This is a genomic window from Actinomycetota bacterium, from assembly GCA_019347575.1.
Lineage (GTDB): Bacteria > Actinomycetota > Nitriliruptoria > Nitriliruptorales > Nitriliruptoraceae > JAHWKY01.
The window spans coordinates 82,465-102,667 of the sequence record JAHWKY010000016.1; the positions used below are offsets into that span (position 1 = coordinate 82,465).

General features: G+C 70.3%; 21 protein-coding genes. 13 read left to right on the forward strand and 8 right to left on the reverse strand.

Annotation, left to right across the window (positions count from 1 at the left end; all coding sequences use genetic code 11):
• Nucleotides 1-26 precede the first annotated feature (26 nt).
• From KY469_12530 to KY469_12540, 3 genes are read left to right on the forward strand one after another with little or no spacing between them, the layout of a single operon-like run.
• Nucleotides 27-386 carry a Rieske 2Fe-2S domain-containing protein gene (locus KY469_12530; GenBank protein MBW3663919.1) on the forward strand — a complete coding sequence of 120 codons (360 nt, stop codon included), beginning with the start codon at nucleotides 27-29 and terminating at the stop codon, nucleotides 384-386.
• Nucleotides 371-1,507, forward strand: coding sequence for a glycine oxidase ThiO (gene thiO, locus KY469_12535; protein ID MBW3663920.1), 1,137 nt, complete (start codon nucleotides 371-373; stop codon nucleotides 1,505-1,507). The genes KY469_12530 and thiO overlap by 16 nt, the downstream gene beginning before the upstream one ends.
• Before the next feature lie 19 nt (nucleotides 1,508-1,526).
• The gene (locus KY469_12540; protein ID MBW3663921.1) at nucleotides 1,527-2,741 is read left to right on the forward strand and encodes an FAD-dependent oxidoreductase; all 1,215 of its coding nucleotides are present in this window, start codon (nucleotides 1,527-1,529) and stop codon (nucleotides 2,739-2,741) included.
• Nucleotide 2,742: 1 nt separating this feature from the next.
• Here the strand turns inward: KY469_12540 and KY469_12545 are convergent, their stop codons facing one another.
• Nucleotides 2,743-3,705 (reverse strand): dihydrodipicolinate synthase family protein, encoded by a 963-nt coding sequence (locus tag KY469_12545; GenBank protein ID MBW3663922.1) that lies wholly within the window; start codon nucleotides 3,703-3,705, stop codon nucleotides 2,743-2,745.
• 82 nt (nucleotides 3,706-3,787) lie between these two features.
• On the reverse strand, nucleotides 3,788-4,378 hold the full coding sequence (locus KY469_12550) for a TetR/AcrR family transcriptional regulator (protein MBW3663923.1): 591 nt from the start codon (nucleotides 4,376-4,378) through the stop codon (nucleotides 3,788-3,790).
• Nucleotides 4,379-4,476: 98 nt separating this feature from the next.
• On the opposite strand from KY469_12550, the gene KY469_12555 reads away from it, so the two are divergent.
• Both KY469_12555 and KY469_12560 read left to right on the forward strand, forming a co-directional pair.
• The gene (locus KY469_12555) at nucleotides 4,477-4,716 is read left to right on the forward strand and encodes a hypothetical protein (GenBank protein MBW3663924.1); all 240 of its coding nucleotides are present in this window, start codon (nucleotides 4,477-4,479) and stop codon (nucleotides 4,714-4,716) included.
• A complete protein-coding gene (locus KY469_12560) occupies nucleotides 4,713-5,225 on the forward strand; it encodes a DUF2269 domain-containing protein (protein ID MBW3663925.1) in 513 nt (170 codons plus the stop codon). The genes KY469_12555 and KY469_12560 overlap by 4 nt, the downstream gene beginning before the upstream one ends.
• Here the strand turns inward: KY469_12560 and KY469_12565 are convergent.
• Complete coding sequence (locus tag KY469_12565; GenBank protein MBW3663926.1) at nucleotides 5,222-5,809, reverse strand: c-type cytochrome; 588 nt, start codon at nucleotides 5,807-5,809, stop codon at nucleotides 5,222-5,224. The two genes, KY469_12560 and KY469_12565, sit on opposite strands and share 4 nt — an antisense overlap.
• Nucleotides 5,802-6,659, reverse strand: a complete 858-nt coding sequence (locus tag KY469_12570) for a hypothetical protein (GenBank protein ID MBW3663927.1) — start codon at nucleotides 6,657-6,659, stop codon at nucleotides 5,802-5,804. Before KY469_12570 ends, KY469_12565 begins: the two co-directional genes overlap by 8 nt.
• 144 nt (nucleotides 6,660-6,803) lie before the next feature.
• On the opposite strand from KY469_12570, the gene KY469_12575 reads away from it, so the two are divergent.
• The 6 genes from KY469_12575 to KY469_12600 all read left to right on the forward strand — a co-directional run bounded on the left by KY469_12575 (nucleotide 6,804) and on the right by KY469_12600 (nucleotide 14,773).
• Entirely contained in the window at nucleotides 6,804-8,930 is a 2,127-nt protein-coding gene (locus tag KY469_12575) for a hypothetical protein (protein MBW3663928.1), read from the forward strand.
• Nucleotides 8,931-9,077: 147 nt separating this feature from the next.
• Entirely contained in the window at nucleotides 9,078-9,899 is an 822-nt protein-coding gene (locus KY469_12580; GenBank protein ID MBW3663929.1) for an alpha/beta hydrolase, read from the forward strand.
• A 56-nt stretch (nucleotides 9,900-9,955) separates the two neighbouring features.
• Entirely contained in the window at nucleotides 9,956-10,696 is a 741-nt protein-coding gene (locus KY469_12585) for an acyltransferase family protein (protein ID MBW3663930.1), read from the forward strand.
• A gap of 35 nt (nucleotides 10,697-10,731) precedes the next feature.
• The gene (locus tag KY469_12590; GenBank protein ID MBW3663931.1) at nucleotides 10,732-12,330 is read left to right on the forward strand and encodes an AMP-binding protein; all 1,599 of its coding nucleotides are present in this window, start codon (nucleotides 10,732-10,734) and stop codon (nucleotides 12,328-12,330) included.
• 20 nt (nucleotides 12,331-12,350) lie between these two features.
• A complete protein-coding gene (locus tag KY469_12595; GenBank protein ID MBW3663932.1) occupies nucleotides 12,351-13,808 on the forward strand; it encodes a wax ester/triacylglycerol synthase family O-acyltransferase in 1,458 nt (485 codons plus the stop codon).
• On the forward strand, nucleotides 13,805-14,773 hold the full coding sequence (locus KY469_12600) for an alpha/beta hydrolase (protein MBW3663933.1): 969 nt from the start codon (nucleotides 13,805-13,807) through the stop codon (nucleotides 14,771-14,773). The genes KY469_12595 and KY469_12600 overlap by 4 nt, the downstream gene beginning before the upstream one ends.
• 45 nt (nucleotides 14,774-14,818) lie before the next feature.
• Here KY469_12600 and KY469_12605 read toward each other — a convergent pair whose 3' ends face one another.
• Nucleotides 14,819-16,147, reverse strand: a complete 1,329-nt coding sequence (locus KY469_12605) for an adenylate/guanylate cyclase domain-containing protein (protein ID MBW3663934.1) — start codon at nucleotides 16,145-16,147, stop codon at nucleotides 14,819-14,821.
• Between the two features lie 217 nt (nucleotides 16,148-16,364).
• On the opposite strand from KY469_12605, the gene KY469_12610 reads away from it, so the two are divergent.
• Both KY469_12610 and KY469_12615 read left to right on the forward strand, forming a co-directional pair.
• Nucleotides 16,365-16,619 (forward strand): hypothetical protein, encoded by a 255-nt coding sequence (locus tag KY469_12610; GenBank protein ID MBW3663935.1) that lies wholly within the window; start codon nucleotides 16,365-16,367, stop codon nucleotides 16,617-16,619.
• Entirely contained in the window at nucleotides 16,616-16,990 is a 375-nt protein-coding gene (locus KY469_12615) for a twitching motility protein PilT (protein ID MBW3663936.1), read from the forward strand. The genes KY469_12610 and KY469_12615 overlap by 4 nt, the downstream gene beginning before the upstream one ends.
• Before the next feature lie 249 nt (nucleotides 16,991-17,239).
• Here the strand turns inward: KY469_12615 and KY469_12620 are convergent, their stop codons facing one another.
• The 3 genes from KY469_12620 to KY469_12630 all read right to left on the reverse strand — a co-directional run.
• Entirely contained in the window at nucleotides 17,240-18,514 is a 1,275-nt protein-coding gene (locus tag KY469_12620) for a hypothetical protein (GenBank protein ID MBW3663937.1), read from the reverse strand.
• On the reverse strand, nucleotides 18,514-19,842 hold the full coding sequence (locus KY469_12625; GenBank protein ID MBW3663938.1) for a multicopper oxidase domain-containing protein: 1,329 nt from the start codon (nucleotides 19,840-19,842) through the stop codon (nucleotides 18,514-18,516). The genes KY469_12620 and KY469_12625 overlap by 1 nt, the downstream gene beginning before the upstream one ends.
• Nucleotides 19,843-19,853: 11 nt before the next feature.
• Nucleotides 19,854-20,203 (reverse strand): hypothetical protein (locus tag KY469_12630; GenBank protein ID MBW3663939.1); only part of this gene is annotated, 350 nt, incomplete at its 5' end.

Below are 20,203 nucleotides of genomic sequence, written 5' to 3' on the forward strand. Positions count from 1 at the left end.
GGACGCCGCGGCGGACAGGGGCCAGCGTGGACCGCGAGTGGGTCGAGGTCGCGGATCTCAAGGATCTCGAGCGGCGGCGCAAGCTACTCGTCGAGATCGACGACACGCCGATCGCACTCTTCCTCGTCGACGGCGACGTCCGAGCCTTCCACAACGTCTGCATCCACAAGCAGCGCCAGCTGATCAAGGGCACCATCCTCAAGGGACGGGTCATCTGCCCTGGCCACCAGTGGGCGTTCGACCTGAACACCGGCTGGGAGGAGGGCCAGGGACAGTGCCAGCCGGTCTTCGCCGCGAAGGTGGAGGGCGACAAGGTGCTGGTCGACCCCAGCCCCCGCGTGCTCGATACGGCACCAGGTGATGCCGAGCGATGGTCAGGAGCGTGAACGGCGCCGACCTCGCGGTCGTTGGCGGCGGGGTCATCGGGCTCTGCGTCGCGTGGCGGGCGGCGCAGTCGGATCTGCGCGTCGTCGTCCTCGACCCCCTCCCGGGCGAGGGTGCGACCGCGGCGGCCGCCGGGGTGCTCGCGCCGTTGACCGGGCCGCACGACGACGGCCCCGTGCTGGCGCTGTCCCGAGCGAGCGCCGCTGCCTACCCCGGTTTCGTCGCCGAGTTGGAGTCCGCTGCCGGGTTCGCGGTCGGCTTCCGACGCACCGGCACACTCGCCGTCGCTCGCACCGAGCACGCACAGGTCCTTCACGATCTCCACCAACGTGCCGAAGCTGCCGGCATCGACGCCGCGATGCTCGACAGGGACTCCGCGCGTCGGCTCGAGCCGCGGCTCCACACGGACGTTGACCTCGCTCTGCGCTTCGCCGACGACGCTCACGTGGATCCACGGCGCCTGGCGACGGCCTTGCGGACCGCCTGCCGGCGGGCGGGCGTGTCCCTCATCCCGCGCTCGGTCGAGGCCGTGGTCACGGCGCATGGCCACGCCACCGGGGTCGTGCTCGACGACGGCTCGCACATCCGTGCCGACGCCGTGGTGCTGGCCACGGGAGCGGCGACGTCATCGGTCTCGGTGCCGCCCGGGGCGGTCCCGCCGGTCACGGCCGTACAGGGCGAGGTCGTGACCCTGCGGGGACGCGAGGGTCTCTGCCGTCACGTCGTGCGACACGTGACCGCCACCCGATCGACCTGGATCGTCCCCCGCGACGAAGGTCGCTACGTCGTGGGCGCGACCGTCCGCGACGGCATCGCGGACCCCGGCGTCCGTGCCGAGGGAGTCCGCGGTCTGCTCGCCGAGGCGGCCATGGCCCTCCCCGACGTCGACGATCTCGTCTTCGAGGCCGCCATCGCGGGCTCGAGGTCGCGCGCCCCGGACGGTCTGCCCGTCATCGGCTGGTCACCGGTCCCCCGGCTACTGCTCGCGCTGGGCCACCTCCGCAAGGGCGTGCTCGAGGCCCCGGCCACGGCGAGCGCGTGCGTGGAGCTCCTGAGCGGCCGGCCGACGCCCTTCCCGCAGTTCACGCCCGATCGGCTCCTCGAGACTGTGGCGCGACCGTGATCGAGGACAGGGGACAGCGATGAGGGTGGTGATCGTGGGCGCCAGCCAGGCGGGAACGGCTGCGGCTCGGACCTTGCGCGACGAGGGCTTCGACGGGGTGGTCACCCTGGTCGGTGCCGAACCGCACCTGCCCTACGAGCGTCCACCGCTGTCGAAGGAGTACCTGCGTGGTGAGGACGACGTCGACGACACCTTGATCCTGTCTGAGGGTTGGTACGTCGACAACAGCGTGGAGCTGCGCCTCGGGACGTCGGTGCGTCGGCTCGTGGCGACAGACGCCGCGGTCGAGTTGATGGACGGCACGTTGCTCGAGGCCGACACGGTGCTCCTCACCACCGGCGGCCGACCACGGCGGCTTCCCGGTCTGGAGCCAGGCGATCACGTCCTGGAGCTGCGGACGCGCGACGATGCCGACCGCCTCCGTCCGTACCTCGTCCCGGGGGCGCGCGTGGTCGTGGTCGGGGCCGGGTTCATCGGGTCGGAGGTCGCCGCCTCCGCTCACGGATCCGGGGCAGACGTGACCGTCCTGGAGGCGGTGCAGGTGCCACTCGGACGCGTCCTCGGCGACGAGGTGGGCGCCCACCTCGGCGCGATGCACCGCGACCAGGGCATCGACCTGCGGACGGGCGTGGCCGTCGACAACGTCGAGGATCACGACAGCGGGGCGCGTGTGACGATCAGTGACGGCACCACGGTCGACGGCGACGTGGTCGTCGTCGGGGTCGGGATGATCCCCAACGACGATCTCGCCCTCGACGCGGGCCTCGAGGTCGATGGCGGTGTGATCGTGGACGAGCTGTGCCGCAGCAGCACGCCACAGGTCCTGGCCGCCGGCGACGTCGCGCGGCACTGGCACCCCCTCTACGGGTCCAGGGTGCGTGTGGAGCACTTCGACAACGCCAACAAGCAGGGTGCCGCCGCGGCTCGGAGCATCCTCGGACGCGGCGCGCCCTACACCGAGCCGCATTGGTTCTGGTCGGACCAGTACGACTTCAACCTCCAGTACGTGGGGCACGCGACGAGCTGGGACCGCATCGTGATCCGCGGATGGCCGGAGGACAACGAGTTCTCGGCGTGGTACCTCGACCAAGGCGTGCTGCGGGCCGTGTTCGCGCTCGATGCGGGCGGCGACATCCTCGCGGCGAAGGAACTCATCGCCGCGGGCGCATCACCCGACCCCGACGCGCTCGCGGACCTCGACACCGACCTGTTCGAACTCGCAGGGCTGGGCTAGCTCAGACGGCGGCGAGCTGCGCTACCTGGTAGCCGTACCGGTCAGCCAGGCCGAGGTCACGTAGCAGCCGCAGGCCGGTCTCGAGCGCCTCGCCTTCCAGCGCCCGCAGCGGCTTGCGCAGCGGTCCGGCTGGCATCCCGATGGCCGCCATCAGCGACTTCACGGCGACGGGGTTCACCGCCGAGTACGCGTAGCGGAAGACCGGCAGCATCTCGAGGTAGGTGCGGCGGAAACGCTCGGGCTGCTCGGGGTCGGAGGCGAACGGTGAGGAGATCGTGGCGAGCTCCGCGGGGATGAGGTTTCCCGTCACGTTGGCGGTGCCGTGGCCGCCGAGCGCCATCGTCGGTGGGATGAGGCCGAGGTCAGGGGAGCAGCAACACATCACGCTGATGCCAGGGGCGGCGGCCAGGACCTGCGCCACCTGGATGACGCGGGCTGTGGACTCCTTGAGGATCACCACGTTGGGGTGGTTCGCCAGTTGCAACACCTCGTTGGCGTGCAGATCCGTCTTCACCCGCGGCGGGTTGTTGTAGATCCCGATGGGGATCGGCGACGCCTCAGCGACGTCGAGGAAGTAGGCCAAGCCGTCGTCGCGCCCGAGGCTGACGTACGGCGGGGCGGCGACGACGGCACCGTCGGCCCCGGCCGCTGCTGCATGGCGGCAGTAGTCGATCGTCGCCTCCGTGGTTGCGCCCGTGCAGCCGTACCACTGCGGGACGACCCCGTCGCGGTGCGTGACGGTCTCCTCGACGATCTGGTGGCGCTCCTGCCGTGTGAGCATCGACACCTCGCCGGAGGATCCCATGATGAGCAGCGCGCTCGTGCCGTGCTCGCGCTGGAACTCGATGAGGTGGCGGAACCCCTCGTGGTCGATGCTGCCGTCGCCGTTCATGGGCGTGATCAGCGCGACGAACGATCCCGTGAGCGGCTGCGTCATGACGTTGCTCCCTTCGGTTGAGCCCATGCTCGCAGATATCGCTCGAGGGAACACGGGTCGTCGTGCTCGGAGGACATCCGGCCCGACCCGCCGGCCGTAGGAACCCCGATCATGGGGAGGGGCGGAGTCCGGTGAGGGTGACCTCGACCAGCCGTCTGACGGCGGCGTTCGACGGCAGGGCGCCGGCTGCGCCGATCGCGTGCAGGCAGTAGGTCGTCAGCTCGGCTGCCGAGACGTCGGAGCGGATCTGCCCCGCGTCCGCTGCAGCGGCCACCAGGCCGTGGACGAGGGCCCGCAGCCGATGCTCGGCGGCGGCGAGCTGGTGGTCGCCGTGGAGGAAGGTGGCCAGGTCGCCGACGTGCGGGGCGCCGTCGGGATCTGTGCGCTGGCGTTGGAGATCCGCGTAGGTGAGCAGGACCGATCCGAGCAGCTCGAGCGGCGGTGCGTCACGATCCGCGACGTCGCTCAGGCGGTCGAGGTGGTCGTTGATCTGCCGCTGGTGCCAGGCCTGGAGTACCGCTTCGACGCTGTCGAAGTACTTGTAGAGGGTGGCCCGACCGATCCCGGTTGCCTGGGCGATCTGCGTCATCGTGACGTTCAGCGGACCTTGCTCGCCGGCCAGGCGCGCAGCGGCGTCCATGATCGCGTCGCGCACCTCGCGACGGTGCGCCTCGATCGTCTCGCTCCACAGCTTCGGCACGCCCTGAGAGTACGTGCTGACGTCCGCGCCGACGACCCGTCTTGACAGAGACACTCTGTATCGCAAAACTCTTCAGCCCGAGGCGTGGAGGGACCAGCGTGGGTCAGCCCGAGGACCTCGACTCGCAGCCCCCCGACGACCGCGCCCAGGACCAGGACGACCATCGGATGCCCACGTGGGTCAAGGTCTTCCTCGCTGCGAGCCTCATCGCCGTGGTCCTCGTCGTCGTCCTGCTGGCGCTGGCAGGCGGTGACCACGGTCCCGGCCGCCACCTACCCGGAGGCGAGGCCGAGATCGAGACGCCGGCCGGCCACACACCCCCGTTCGATCACGGATGACCCTGTCCCCGGGCGTGCGCAAGACGCTGCTCGCGGTGCACCTGACGGCATCGATCGGGTGGATCGGCGGCATCATCGCCTACATCGTGCTCGGCACCACCGCGATCAACGCGACCGACGCGAAGATCATCCTCAGTGCCTGGATCGCGATGGAGGTCATCGGTTGGATCGCGATCGTGCCCCTCGCCGGGGCTTCATGGGTCACGGGAGTGGCGATGGCCCTCGGCACCCGCTGGGGGCTGTTCCGCCACTACTGGGTGATCATCTCGCTGGCCATCACCAGCGTCGCGCTGGTCGTGCTGCTGTTGCACATGCCCGACGTCACCACGACGGTCGAGTTCGCACGCACCGCCTCCGCCCCCGAACTCGCGACCCTCGGCGGCGACCTCGTCCACCCCACCCTCGGCCTGATCCTGCTCCTCGTGGTGCAGGTCCTCAACATCTACAAGCCGCGCGGGCTGACCCGCTACGGCCGTCGACGCCAGCGCCCATCCGGGTCGTCGGGTTAGGACTCGATGTCGTTGCGCTGCTGGAGGTACTCGTCGCGCGTCAGCTGCCCTTCGGCGTAGCGGCGATCGAGCACTTCCCGTGGGGACGGAGTGGAGTCCCCTCCCCGACGCGAACTCCAGCCTCGCGTCAGCGCGAGCACCGCCACGAGGGCCACGACCACGATCAGAACCGGGACGAGCCACATCCATCCGCCCATCATCCCGTCCATCATCCCGCCTTGCGAATCGGGGCCGAAGTTGCGCGGGCCTGGGGGGAGCCCGTCGAGGTAAGCGATGACCTGCTCCACCTCAGGGTCAGTCAGCCGTCCGTCGAACGCTGGCATGGGAGGTGTGGTATCTCGGCCGTTGCGGATGGTGACCTCGACCCCTTCGCGAGTCAGCCGATCGACTGCCCCACGGAGCGAGGGGTGCATGCCCATCATGCCGCTGGCGTCGCTGCCGTGGCACATGGCGCAATGGGCGCTGAAGACCTCCCGTCCGCTCTCGGCGTCAGCTGAGAAGCCGGCGCCACCAGCAGCTGACGCAGCCAACACGGCCACGATGGCGACCGTCAGGACCGCCCCGCGGAGCGATCGGTCAGGCACGGGCCACCTCCTCCAGCGCCCCGTCCGACCCAGAGCTGCGGTAGAGCACCCGAGGCTCCTCGGTCAGCACCCACCAGGTGCCATCAGGTCCGATCGCCACAGCGAACGGCTGACCCTCCAGCTCCTCGACGGGGGCCGCGTTCTGCCACGTGATGCCCCCATCGTCGGAGACATCCACACCGCGGTAGGTCGCTGCCAGGACGGTTCCCTCGTCCGCGAAGGCCAGACCGAGCGTGCCCCAGTCACCGGTCTGAGCGAAGCTCGACCCGCCATCGGTCGAGCGGAGGACGCCCTGCGATCCGCTCCCCACGAGCACGGTCTCCGGCGAGCTTGGGTCGACCGCCATCGCCGCCAGATCAGGTGGGAGCTGCTCCCCCACCGGGGCGGCGGCCATCCACGTGTCACCGGCATCGGTGCTGCGGTAGATGCCATGACCCACTACGTAGGCGTAGACGATCTTCGGATCGCTCGGCGCCTGGGCCAGTGCGTGGATGTCGAGCGATGGCAGATCCGCCGGCGACAGCATCTCGAACGCCCGACCGCCATCGTCGGACCGCGCGAGTACATCGTGTCCCCCGACGAGCAAGGGCTCGCCCTCGACCGCGACCCCGAGCGCCATCGCATCCTGCCCCTCCAGACCCAGCTGCTCCCAGCTCTTGCCGTCGGAGCTCCGCCACAACGCCCCGTGCAGCCCCAGCAGAAGCGCGCCGTCGTCCGTGGCCCGGAGCGCGTGGACGTGGTCGCTACCGGGCAGACGCCCCGCGTCGTCCGCAGCGATGTCGGTCGTCGTGGACGAACATCCGGCGAACACCGTTGCGAGGATGCCGAGGATGAAGGCTCGGGCTCTCACGTTCTGCCTCGCGTCGCCGGAAGACCTGACGAGTTCTCGTGTGGCCTCCGAGACCATAGGGGCCGAGCAGGAGTAGTGTCCGCGAGTGTCGAACATCGTACGAAGACGGGTCGCCAAGAGGGCAGGCCGTAGCGGGGGGATGGCATGGCGCGAACCAAGCTGACGGTTCCGATCGGCCTGATGGTGATCAGCCTCGCGACCGTTGGCGCCGACGCACCCGTGCCCGATGAACCGCCACCGTCTTGGTCCGCACCTGTGACGAGCCAGCTGGTACCGGGGCGCGTGCTCCCGGTCGACGTCGTGCAGCTCGACGAGCAACGGCCGACCGTGGCGACCCCCTCGCCTCGACTCGAGCAGGTGCTCACCCAGGTCGCCGATCCACGCGATCCGGTCACCTACCCCGATGCGGTACGTGTCCTGCTCGAGGACGCCTGGGGCGTCGCGCTGCTCGACGTGCGCGCGGAGCCCACCCCGTCGGACACGGCCGACACGGAGGAGGAAGCGGAACCCTCAGGGGTGCTCGCCCGCGCGTACCGAGGCGGTGATCTCGACGGTGACGACCTCGAGGATGTCCTCGTCGTCGCCTTCGACCCCCAGACCGAGGCTGCGGAGGTCCGCGCCCTGCGCGGCACCGACGGTGCGGAGCTGTGGCGTCTGCACCGCGACGAGACGGTCGTCGACGAGTTCGTCTGGCCGGTCGGCGACCTGGACGGGGACCGGATCGGTGATCTGTACGACCTGGTCTTCCGGATCGACTCCTACGACTACACCGACGAGTGCGACGCGTCCGGCTGCACCTTCGAGGCCCAGGCCACGTTCACCTGGGATCTGGTGGCCCGCAACGGCCGTGACGGCTCGCTGCTGTGGCACCGCCACTACCCGGGGTCGTACTTCGAGCGCTACCACTACCAGGACACGACCTTCGGCTCCACCGAGCAGTGGGACGTCGAGATCACCGACCTCGCGACGCTGCCCCTCCCCGGCGACGACCACGACGGCGACGGCGGACCCGATGTGCTGGTCAACGAGATCGACCTCACCGTCCACTACCGCGACACCCGCGACGATGAGCCTGTCGGAGCACGTGACGGCGAGTTCCAGCTGCGGAGCCGAACGGACGCGGCGGTGCTGCGCGGTGCCGACGCCACCGTGCTGTCGACACTGGTGAACGAGGGCCCGTCGATCGCGACGCTGCGAACGGCAGGCAACGCCGTCGGCGACGACACCCTCGACCTGCTGTGGGAGCGCACGACGGCCGAGGACGACATCTGGTCGTGCATCGTCGGTCCCTTCGTGGAGTACTGCGCCGACGAGGAGGAGGTCGCGGTCACCTACGAGCTCGAGCTCTACGACGGCTCGGATCTCGCCACCTCCGCATGGACGATGCAACCCCAGGACGTCTCCTACCCGATCGCGGTGCCGCTCCGGCACGATGTCGACGGCGATGGCTACGACGACGTCTTGCTCGACGACCTGACCTTCGACGACGGCTACCGCAGCCTGTGGTCGGCGATATCCGGCCGTACGGGGACCGTCACGTGGCAGACCGAAGGACCTTTCGCGGGGCTGCACACCGTCGCGGAGATGGGCGGGACGGCCGGGAACGATCTGCTGCTGACGGCGATGCACTACAGGTTCCACAGTGGCTGCGTCGACCCGCTTGGACTCGTCTGCCCCGAGGAGGGGCGGCTGGAGGTCAGCTTCGTGCTCTACCGGCTCGATGGCTCGACCGGCGAGCAGCTCGACGACACCAGTCGCCGGTTCACCCTCCCCTACCACAACTACCTGTGGTTCACGTTCCCGGCCTACGGAGACCACGATGGCGATGCCGTGGTCGATCCCTCGTTCGCAACCGGGACCGTCGGAGCTCCGGGCGGGGACCGCTCGGTCGGGTTGGTCCAGTCAGCCAGGACCGGCGAGGACCTGTACGTGATCGACGAGGACGGCTTCGCGTTGGCGGGATCTCTCGGCGCCGACCTCGACGGCAACGCGACCACCGAGCTGCTGCGGATCGACGCGCCCACGGTGTTCGACCCAGGCGAGGCCACCGCCCTCGCGATGCCCGAGGCGCAGGCCGTGTGGACCGTGCCCGACGAGCAACTGTGGGAGCTCGCGGCGGGTGGCGACCAGGACGGGCAGCCGGGAGACGAGCTGACACGCGCGTGGTCGGCGCTGGACGACACCGGCGTGCACCGCTCGTTCGTCGACAGTCTCGTCGGGGCGACCCTCGTCCCGCGCTGGACCCGCGAGGTCGCGGCACCCCGACCCTGAGCACGGCTTGTCGTGATGCCACGTCGCAGGCCACGTGGGTAGCGGGGTCGATCGTGCTCGTCGATGATCGCCGCGGGCGCTTGCTCGACATCACCGACCGCGGTGATACTGCCAGAACTAGAACGTGTTCTCACAGAGCGGCGTGATGTGTACGACTTCGAAGGCGAGCACGCGGACGGAGCGGAGCAGCACGGCGGCCCCTCGCGCCTGCTGACGTTCCTCGAGCTCCCGAGGAGCATCGGCGAGTACGTCGCATCGCGCACGTGGGACCTGATCAGCTCGCCCTCCGACGAAGGCGAGGGAAGGCCCGTCCTGGTGCTGCCGGGCTTCGCGGCCCCCGACGCCGCGAGCGGACGGTTGCGCGATCACCTGCACCGACGCGGCTTCCGCACCCACGGCTGGGGCCAGGGCCGCAACATCGGCCTCACCGACCCGCTCATCGACGGGTTGACACGCCGCTTCACCGAGCTGCGCGACCGCTACGAGCAACCGCTCAGCATCGTGGGGTGGAGCTTCGGCGGCATGCTCGCTCGCTGGCTGGCCCACGAGTACCCCGACGACACGCGCCAGATCATCTGCCTGGCCTCCCCGTGGCGCTCCGAGGGCGAGCGCACCCGCGCGACCGCCATGTTCGAACGCTCCCGTCGCCGTCACGGACTCTCCGATCGCGCCCGCGACATCGTCGAGCAGGCACGTCAACCGGTGCCCGTCCCGTGCACCGCGGTGTGGTCGCGCAGCGACGGCATCGTCCCGTGGCGGGGCTGCCAGGTCGACGAGACCGACCAACCCGCCATCGCCGAGAACGTCGAGGTCACCTCCAGCCACGTCGGGATGGTCGCCAACCCGCTCGTGCTGGCGGCCGTGGTCGATCGGCTCCGGCAGGACCCCGACGACTGGCGGGCGTTCGACTGGCGGACCTGCCTCGGTCACGCCTTCCTCCCCGCGCGGCTCCAGAGGACCGCCGCGTGACCGACGAGGCCCAGCAGCTGCTCGCCGAGCGCGACCCCGCCTACGTCGCCAAGGTGATGCCGCTCGTGCGGCTCGCGATGCGGACGTGGTTCCGCTACGAGGTTCGCGACATGGAACAGATCCCGCCCGGCGGGGCGCTGGTGGTCTCCAACCACTCCGGCGGGCTGCTCGCGATGGACGTCCCCATCTTCGCATCCGCGTTCATCGCCACGTTCGGGACGGAGCGGCCGCTGTACTGCCTCGCGCACGATCTTCTGTTCACCGGCGCGGCCGGACCGGTGATGCGCCGGTGCGGCTTCATCCCGGCGACGCGAGAGAACGCCGCCGCGGTGCTCGAGGCCGGCGCTGTCACGATCGTGTTCCCCGGCGGTGAGTACGACGTGTTCCGACCGAGTACGAAGGCGAACGTCATCGACTTCAACGGACGCACCGGCTACGTCCGTACCGCTCTCGAGGCCGGCGTGCCGATCGTCCCCCTGGTCAGCATCGGCGGCCAGGAGGACCAGCTCCACCTCACCCGGGGCGAGGCGATCGGCCGAGCTCTGCAGTTCGACAAGCTGTTCCGCATGCCGTACTTCCCGATCTCGTTCGGTTTCCCGTTCGGGCTGACCGCAGCGTTCCCGCCGAACCTGCCGCTGCCGACCAAGATCGTCAGCCAGGTGCTCGAACCCATCGACATCGTGGCGGAGTTCGGCGACGATCCGGACGTCGACGAGATCGACGCCGAGGTGCGTGGACGGATGCAGGCAGTGCTAGACGAGCTCGCGCGACAGCGTCGATTCCCGGTCCTCGGCTGACCGTGCTCGACCGACTCCGCCGCCTCGTCGCGCTTGTGCGCCAGCAGCTGTGGATCGGCGCCGTGTTCGTGCGCAGCGGGTTCATCCCTCTGCTGCGTCCCGCCGTCTGGCTCGGGTTCGCACGGGCCTTCCGCGAGCACGGCACGCACCCGACGACCGGCTTCGCGCTGTCAGCGGTCCGGCGCCCCGACGGCACGGCGCTGGTCGACGAGCGCGGGTCGCTGACCTGGGCGCAGCTGGAGCAACGCGCGGACGCCCTCGCCGTCGGGCTCGCCGCGGCGGCCGACGGGCAGGTGACATCGATCGCGATCCTGTGCCGCAACCACCGCGGGATCGTCGAGGCCCTCATCGCCAGCGCCCGGCTGGGCGCCGATGCACTGTTGCTGAACACCGGCTTCTCCGGCCCCCAGCTGGCCGACGTGATGGAGCGCGAGCAGGGTTCGTTGATCGTGTACGACGAGGAGTTCTCGTCGGTCCTGGCCGAGACGCGCGGGCGCGTGTCCGGCCTCGTCGAGGTGCTCGCCTGGACCGACGGCGCCGCGGAGGGCCCCACGGTCGAGCGGTTGATCGACTCCCACCGCGGAGCCTCGCCACCGGCGGTGGACCGCACCGGGCGGGTCGTGCTCCTGACGTCGGGAACGACCGGCACGCCGAAGGGCGCGCGGCGCAGCGGCGGCGGACCCGACGAGCTGGCCGGGATGCTCGAGCGCATCCCGTGGCGGGCCGAGGAGACCGTGGTCGTGGCGGCGCCGATGTTCCACGCGTGGGGCTTCGGGCAGCTGGTGATCGCCGCGATCATGACCTGCACGGTCGTGATGCGTCGTCGGTTCGACCCCGAAGCGACGCTGGGCCTCGTCGACGACCACCGCGCCACCGGGCTGTCGCTGGTCCCGGTGATGCTCGAGCGGATCGTCGAGCTCCCCGAGGAGGTGATGGGCCGCTACTCGCTGTCCACGTTGCGGTTCGTGTCCGCCAGCGGGTCACGCATGCGCCCCGCCGCCGTCACCGCCTTCATGGACCGCTTCGGCGACGTCGTGTACAACAGCTACAACGCGACCGAGGCGGGTCAGATCAGCGTGGCCAGCCCTGCCGACCTCCGGCACGCCCCGGACACGGCGGGGCGACCGGTCCCGGGCACGCGCGTCCAGGTCGTTGACGATGGCTGGCACCCCGTTCCGGTTGGCGAGGTCGGCCGCATCGTGGTCCGCGGCGCGTCACCGTTCGAGGGCTACACCCACGGTGGAGCCAAGGACGCCCGCGACGGGTTCATGGAGTCCGGCGACGTGGGGCGGTTCGACGCGGAGGGTCGCCTGTACGTCGTGGGGCGGGACGACGACATGATCGTCTCGGGAGGCGAGAACGTCTACCCGATCGAGGTCGAGAAGGCCATCGCCGACCTAGACGCCGTGCGCGAGGTGGTGGTGATCGGCGTGGAGGACGAGGACTTCGGGCAGCGGCTGGCGGCGTACGTGGTGGCGGTGCCGGGCGCGGCGCTGTCGCCCGACGACGTGAGGGCCCACGTCAAGGCCACGCTGGCGGGCTACAAGGTGCCGCGCGACGTCGTGCTGCTCGACGAGCTGCCACGCAACGCCGCGGGGAAGGTCGTGGCGCGCGAGCTCCGGGGGGCATCGTGAGCCGACCAGGTGTGACGCGCATGGAGGGGGTCGATGCCGGCTACCTCTACCTCGAGACGCCCTCGATGCACATGCACACCCTGAAGATCGCCATCCTGGAGCCGACCCCGGAGCTGAACCGCGACACGCTGATCACCGGGATGCTCGGGCGTCTGAAGCGGCTACCACCGATGCGGCGTCGCGTGGTGCCGGTGCCGTTCCGACTCAACCACCCGGTCTGGGTCACCCAGCCCCGCATCGACCCCGACCGGCACTTTTTCGTGCACACGGTGCCCGGGGCGGGGTCGGTCCGCGATCTCGAGGTGCTGATCGGCGAGATCGCCAGCACGCCGCTGGACCGCTCGGTGCCGCTGTGGGAGCTGCACCTGTGCGAGGGCCTCGCGGACGGCCACGTCGCCATCGTCGCCAAGATGCACCACTCGCTGGCCGACGGGATGGCCGCCAACGCGCTGCTCGCCAACGTCACCGACGTGCGCACCGCCGACGGGCCGGTCCCTCCACCCGAGCTGGACGAGGTCGGGACCGCTGCGGTCGACCTCCCCTCCGACCGCCAGCTCGTGCTCGACGCACTCCGCGACGCGATCGTGCAGATCGCCCTCCTGCCGGCGCTGCTGCTGCGGACCGTGCGGGGCATCGCAGAGGTGATCCGGTACCGACGCTCCGTGCAGACCGACGTCCCGGTGCCGGTCCTGCACGCTGCGCGGACATCCATCAACGGCCCGCTCACGCCCCGCAGGGCCTTCGCGACCGTCTCCTTGCCGCTGGCCGAGTGCAAGCGGATCAAGGCCCAGCACGACGAGGTCACGCTCAACGACGTGGTCCTCGGGGTGGTGTCCGGGGCCCTGCGCAGGTGGCTGGACACCCACGGCGAACGTCCCGAGCGGTCGCTGATCGCGGGCGTGCCGGTCGGCGTGCCCGCAGAGGACGATCTGCCACGGCTCATCGGCAACCGCGTGTCCACCCTCTTCACGACGCTGGCAACCGACGTCGAGGACCCGACCGAGCGTCTCGCGCGGATCAGCCGGATCGCGCACCACGCCAAGCAGATCCAGCAGCGCCTCGGCCCGACCATGCTCACCGACTGGACCCAGTTCACCCCACCGGCCCCGCTGTCCTGGCTGATGCAGCTGTACTCACGCTGGGGCGCGGCACGTCTGCACCCTCCGCCCTTCAACACGATCGTGTCCAACGTCCCCGGCCCGCGCGAGCCGGTCAGCATCGGCGGCGCCCGCCTGTCGGACCTGTTCAGCGTCGGCCCGCTCATCGACGGGATCGGGCTGAACGTGACCGTGTGGTCGTACGTCGACCGGATGAACTTCTCCCTGCTGGCGTGTCCCGATCTGCTGCCCGACGTCGAGGTGTTGGCGTCGTACTTCCCCGCAGCACTGGCCGAGCTCGACCGCGACGACGATCCCGGCGACACGCTCGACCGCGGCGATGACGACGATGGCGGCGCCTACACGGAGGCGTCCGCGTGAGTCCTCCGTCGCTGCGACCCAACACGCGCCGGACGATCGGGGCGGCCGCACGGATCACGATGGATGTCCTGCGCCGACTGCGCCCCGCCGACCTTCCTCTGACCGAGCGGATCGCGGTACCCCAGGGTCGCGTGCTGGAGCTGCCGGGCCGCGGCGAGACCTTCGTCGTGGACGTCCCCGGCCCGAGCCAGGACGCGCCGACGCTGCTGCTGTTCCACGGTCTCGGCACCACGACCCACCTGACGTGGTTCACGACCATCGGGGCGCTCGCCGAGCGGTACCGGGTCGTCGCGTTCGACCAGCGCTGGCACGGGCGCGGGATCCGCAGCGAGCGCTTCCGGCTCGACGACTGCGCCGACGACGCGGCCGCGCTGCTCGACGTTTTGGAGCTGCCGCAGGTGACGACGGTGGGCTACTCGCTGGGCGGGGCGTTGGCCCAGGTGTTCTGGCGCCGTCACTCGGACCGGGTGTCGGCCATGGTGCTGTGCTCGACCGCGATGCGGTGGACCGGCAACATCGCCGACCGCTCCTTCTTCGCACTGCTCCGCGCGGCCAACCACCTGCTGCGCCCAACGGCACGCGAGCGGGTCCACGGCCTCGCCCGGGGTCTACCGCCGGTGCCCGAGCCACCCCATGGCGGCCTGCGGTCCTGGGCCCGGCAGGAGCTGCTGACCACGAGCCTGTGGTCCCTGCCCGAGATCCTCGCCGAGCTCGGCCGCTACGACTCGTCGCGGTGGATGGGGGACGTGACGGTGCCGACCGCCGTCGTGGTGACCGCCCGCGATCGGGCGATCCCCACCGTCCGCCAGCGAGCACTGGCCGACACGGTCCCCGATGCGCTCGTGTGGGAAGCCCCGGGCGGGCACACCTCCCTGGTCCTCGACACCCGCCGGTGGCTGCCGATCTTCCTCGACGCCGTGGTCGCCGTGACCGAGCGACCGTCTACCGGTCGGGCCGCCATCTGAGTCGAGGCTCGACGGAGCCTCGCCGCTGGGTCATCCCCAGTGCGGTCAGATCACCCGGTAAAGACGCCAGGGTTCGTCGATCCCCTTGAGTTCGTGCTCGCCCCGATCCTCCAGCACCACGCCCGAGCCGGCGATCAGATCTCGAACCGTCCGTGAAATGAGCACCTCCCCGGATCCGGCGGCATCCACGACCCGAGCCGCCAGGTGGACCGCGATGCCGGCGAGGTCGTCACCCTGGTGTTCGACCTCACCCGTGTGCACACCGATCCGCACGTCGAGGCCCACGGGCTCCAGCGCCGCCACGACGTCGCGTCCGAACCGCACCGCCGCAGCCGGACCGGGGAACGTCGCCAGGAACCCGTCACCGAGGGTCTTCCTCTCGACACCGCCCTGTGCATCGAGGTGGCGCCGGACGACCTCGTGGTGACGGTCGAGCAGCTCACGCCACGCCCGGTCCCCCAGCTGCTGGAGCTGCTCGGTCGAGTTCACGATGTCGGTGAAGGCGACCGTGGCGAGCACACGGTCCGCAGCCAAGGCAGGTACGCGTCCCGTGACGAACGCCTCCACCTCCTGTAGGAGCTGAGCCGTGTCGCCGATGTACGGCAAGTGGTCCTGTCCAGGCAGCACGACCAACCGAGCATCGGGCAGGTGCTCTGCGAGGTACTCGCTGGCGTGGACGGTCACGGTCATGTCTCCGCGGCGATGGGTCAGCAGCACCGGCTGATGCACGAGCGGGAGGACGTCGCGCACGTCGATGTCGAGGGCGATGGCGTAGAGCTGTCGGATGGTCTGGGGGCTCGCGGCAGCCTGCGACCGACGGCTCCAGGCTGCCCGCTCTGCGTCCTCCTGGGCGAGGGTCGGCGCCAACGTCTCCATCGTCACCGGCTCGTCCCAGTACGGCACGATGAGCTCCGTCGCCGCTTCGATCAGCGCCTCCGCCGGGGGTGCCCAGGGGTAGTCCGGTGCCTCGGTGCAGCGAGCCATGCCGCCGTGGAGGATCAGCCTCGTGACACGGTCGGGATGCGTGGCGGCGCACAACAGCGCGGTCGGGGCGCCCTCGGAGATGGCGTACAGCGTCGCCCGCGAGGAGCCTGCGGCGTCGAGCACCGCCAGGAGGTCGGCGACCCGTTGCTCGAGCGTTGGCGCTTGCACGCTGCGGTCGGACAGTCCCACACCGCGCTTGTCGAAACGGATCACCCGGGCGAACCTCGCGAGGCGCTCGACCCACGCACGGTGCGGCGCGAACGCCCAGAACTCATCGAGGTGGGAAACGAACCCCTCGATGATGACCACGTCGGTGTCGCCGTCGCCGCAGACCTGGTACGCGATGTGGACGTCGCCGGACGTCGCGTAGCGCGTTTCCGGCCTCTCCACGACCTCTCCTCCCGTGAGCCACTGTCAAGTTCCGGTACCCGTGAGCCACGCAGCACCTTATGACGACCAGCGCTACGCCGACGCCGGCAGCGATCGCACCGGGGCGCGGATCTGAGCGTTCTGGCGCCCGGCTGACGGTCACGCACTCGGTGCCCCAGCACCTCGCAGGTCATCAACGGTAGTACCGTGGTAGTACCGTGTCCGGTACGCTGGCGGCATGACCGTCAAGAAGATCTCCGTCGCACTCGACCCCGACGTGGTCGAGGCCGCCCGTGCTGCTGCTGAAGCCCACGGGCAGAGCCTGAGTTCGTGGCTCAACGATGCGGCCCGCACCCGTCTGGTCCTGGAACGCGGCCGTCAAGCAGTCCAGGACTGGCAGGACGAGCACGGTGTCCTGACCCCGGAGGAGCGCGCTTCCGCGGAAGCGCTCCTCGACGAGTTGCTCGGTACGTCCCGACGTCGTAGCGCGTGATCATCTACGACGCCGGGGCGCTCGTGGCCGCTGAGCGCAACGTGCGGTCGCTGTGGGCGCTGCACGACGCGGCGTTGCGCCGGGATGTCTCTCCGTTGGTGCCGGCCGGGGTGCTCGCGCAGGTGTGGCGCGGCGGAGCGCAGGCGAACCTGTCTCGCCTGCTGGCGGGTTGCACCGTGTCGTCGATGGACGAGACGGTGGCCCGGGCGGCGGGAACGTTGTGCGGCCAGGCCGGGACCAGCGATGTCGTCGATGCGTCGGTGGTCGTGCTCGCACACGTGATGCGAACACCGGTCGTCACCGGCGACGCTGACGACCTACGCACCCTGGCGGACGCGGCGGGATGGCCGATAACGCTCCACGACGTCTGACGAGCCGACGATCGCAAGCGGCAGCTTTGGTCCGTCAGGTCGGGCTGACGACGGCGTCGGGCACGGCGCGTGCCAGTCGGTCGTCCGTCGTCAGCAGACCTCCGTGGCTCTCCATCGTTCTCGGTCGAGGTGCCGGCGCCGCTCCCGCCGAAGAGTCGCCTCGTGGGATCTTGGTGGGCCACCCGGCTCCCTGAAGTGACGTAACGCAGGCACCGGAGCCAAGGTGTCGCGCGGGACCGGGCCTTGATATCAGCCGTCCACGGTGATGTTGGCCGACATCCCGCGGGAGAGGTGGATGCCGCACCAGTAACCGAACGAGCCCGCCTGGGGGAACGAAGCCTCGAACGTCGACGGCAGTGGCTCACCGGTCCACGGGTCGCACGAGTCGTTGCACTCGAGCTTGGGCCCAGCGATGAGGCCGGAGTCGTGCGTCGGCGCCGGTCCGGCGACGATCCCACCCGGGGTCGACAGCGGCTCCTCGTAGGCGCTGGGGCCGTAGACGAACTCCACCAGCTGACCGTCGGGGCATCGCTCATCCATCAGCAGGTACGGCAGGCCGACGGCGACGCCCGGCGCCCCGCCGTCGCGATCTTCGGGGTCGCAGCGGAACTCGAAGTAGGTGAGGAACAGCACGGGGGTGGTTCCGATCGGACCGGCATGGTCGGGGATGAACGTCGCCGTGTGGTAGTCGAGTCCGTCAACGACGAACTCGACCTCGTCCCCTGGTTCGATGGTCAGGTTCACCGGCAGGAAGGAGAGGATCTCGACCCGCCTATCCGGCGTGCGAGCCGCGACCTGGACCTCCCACGCCCGGCGACCGTCCACGACGCGGGGCGGGGCGGCCTCGAACTCGGCGACGATCGCCTCGGCGGCGGCAGTGTCCGCCGCGACCTGGGCCTGTCGGGCCGCGTCGACCTCGGCCGGGGTGGCGATCTCGACCTCGTCGTCGACGACCTCGATCTCTCCGCTCATCTCCGGGTGGAAGGAGCAGAAGTAGGCGTAGCTCCCCGGCGGAAACGAGAACCGGATGCGTGCCGAGAAATCGGGGTTGGCGACCGCCACCCCCGTATTGAGGTACTGATCGGTGCTGTCGATCACACAGGCCGGGAGGTGGTCGCGTCCCTTTCCCATCGCGCAGTCGTCCCGCGACGGCAGGAAGCCCTCGGCGCGCACGTCCCCCGGAAGCTCGTCAGCGACGAACACCGAGTCCTGTCGCACGCCGCCGGGGTGGAAGGTGACGGTGTGGTCGCCCATCGAGGCGAAGCGCACGACGTCGTCACGGTGTATCCGGAGGGTCTCGGGGTAGAACGCGTGGTACTCGAACCGGTCCGCCTTGTCAGGCGGCGACGGCGAGCCCGGGTCGTCGGCGCCCATGACGACGAGATGGTCGGCGCCGCCGAGGCGGCGCTCGAGATCACCGTCGTCCTGGGTGCCGAGATCGGCGACGGCGAGTGCGCCGTGTTGCAACGTGGCGCTGACGAGCACCGCGACCGCGGCGACGAACGAGCGATGTTCTTGACGCATCAGGCGGAGTTGCGGGCCCGGTCCCAGGCCGATAGGGGCAGGGAGCAGTAGTAGCCGAGGTTCGGCTGGCCAGACTCGACCGGGGGGAGCTGCGATGCGCCCCGGAAGCGGGTGCCGGTCTGGAGCAGCGCTGCTCCGGCAGCGGCGGCCTGTTCGAGGGTGTCGATGGAGCCGGCGGGTGGGAGGGGGAAGGTGCCGGGTTCGACCACGTGCAGGAAGGTGAACATGCCCAGGTCGGAGTGGCGTTGGACGTGGCAGTGGATCATCCAGTCGCCGTTGCCGACCGAGGCGCCGGCGACGATCTGGAACCCGAAGCTGGCCGAGGGCCCCAGCGGGATGACGTCGAGCAGCTGGGTGTGCTCGTCGGTGGGCACCAGCACGCCGTTGCGGTTGTCGACCCAGGTGTGGCCGTGGAGGTGGAAGGTGTGGAAGTCGTCGCCGATGCCGAAGATGACGAACTCGACCCGCTCGCCGCGGTAGGCGGCCAGGCAGGTGTCGGAGGGCACCGGGTTGTCGGGGTCGCAGGTGTCGCTGTGGGGGTAGGCGCGCAGGTTGAGACTGGCGTTGTTGCCCATCGCCAGCGCGAAGGTGCGGTCGGGCAGCGGATCGCCGGGGCGGCGCACCACCAGCGCCCCGAACAGTCCCGACGCGAGCCCGCCGGTGCCGTGGTCGGTGCCGGCGACGTGGTCGTGGTACCACCAGTAGCCGGCGGTGCCGTGGGAGATCACGCGCCCGTCAGCGGCGATGGCGCGGGGTTCGGCGTACCACACGTAGGTGCGGGACTGGCCCGGTGGGACCCACGAGCCGGTGTGCATCGTCCCGTCGCTGCTGGTGGTGTACTTGACCCCGTGCACGTGCAGGGACACCCCGAGGGGGAGCGGGTTGGCGGGGTCGGGATCGATCATGCCGACCTCGGGGTCGTCACGCAGCTCCGCCAGGGTCGCGGCCGACACCTGGTTGGTGACGGTGATCGCCAGGCACTCGCCCTCGATCATCTCGATGGTCGGCCCCGGGTAGGACGCCGACTCGGGCGTGACCCCGTAACCGAGCCGGATCTCGCCCTCGACCCGCGGCAGCTCCACCGCGTACAGCGACAGGTGGCGGTTGGGCTCGACACAGCCCACCGGCAGATCCGCCGCCGTCAACCCCGCCATCACCGCCGGACCGATCCCCGTTGTGGTGGGTTCGGGGGCGACCTGGGCCGCGTCCGCAGGTGTGAGCGATGCGGTCGAGCCGGGCCAGATCGGCACGGTCAGCGCGGCGACGACCGCGAGGACCGCGATGGCGCGGCGGCGCAAGGCCGGCGCAAGCGTCGGGAGTGCGTGCATGGTGGCTCCGTTCAGGCGTAGGCGGCCAACAGCAGCGCGGCGTTGACCAGCGGATACGGCACCCCCACCGTGGGCCGATCGCAGGGGTAGAGCTGGGCGAGCAGGGGCGGGGCGGTGGACGCGTCGGGGTCGTGGTCGGCGAAGCAGGTGGTCACGCCGATGCCGTCCCAGGCGAGGTCGTAGATGCCTGAGTTGCGGATGAAGTTCCGCCGGACCCGGTTGTTGATCGGCAGGAACTCGCCTGCCCAACTCTGGGTGATCAAGATGCCGTAGCGTTGGTGGTTGCGCACCTCGTTCTTCTTGACGACGTTGTTCTGGACGCCGGGCGTCCATATGCCGGTCCCGAACGGCAAGATCGGAA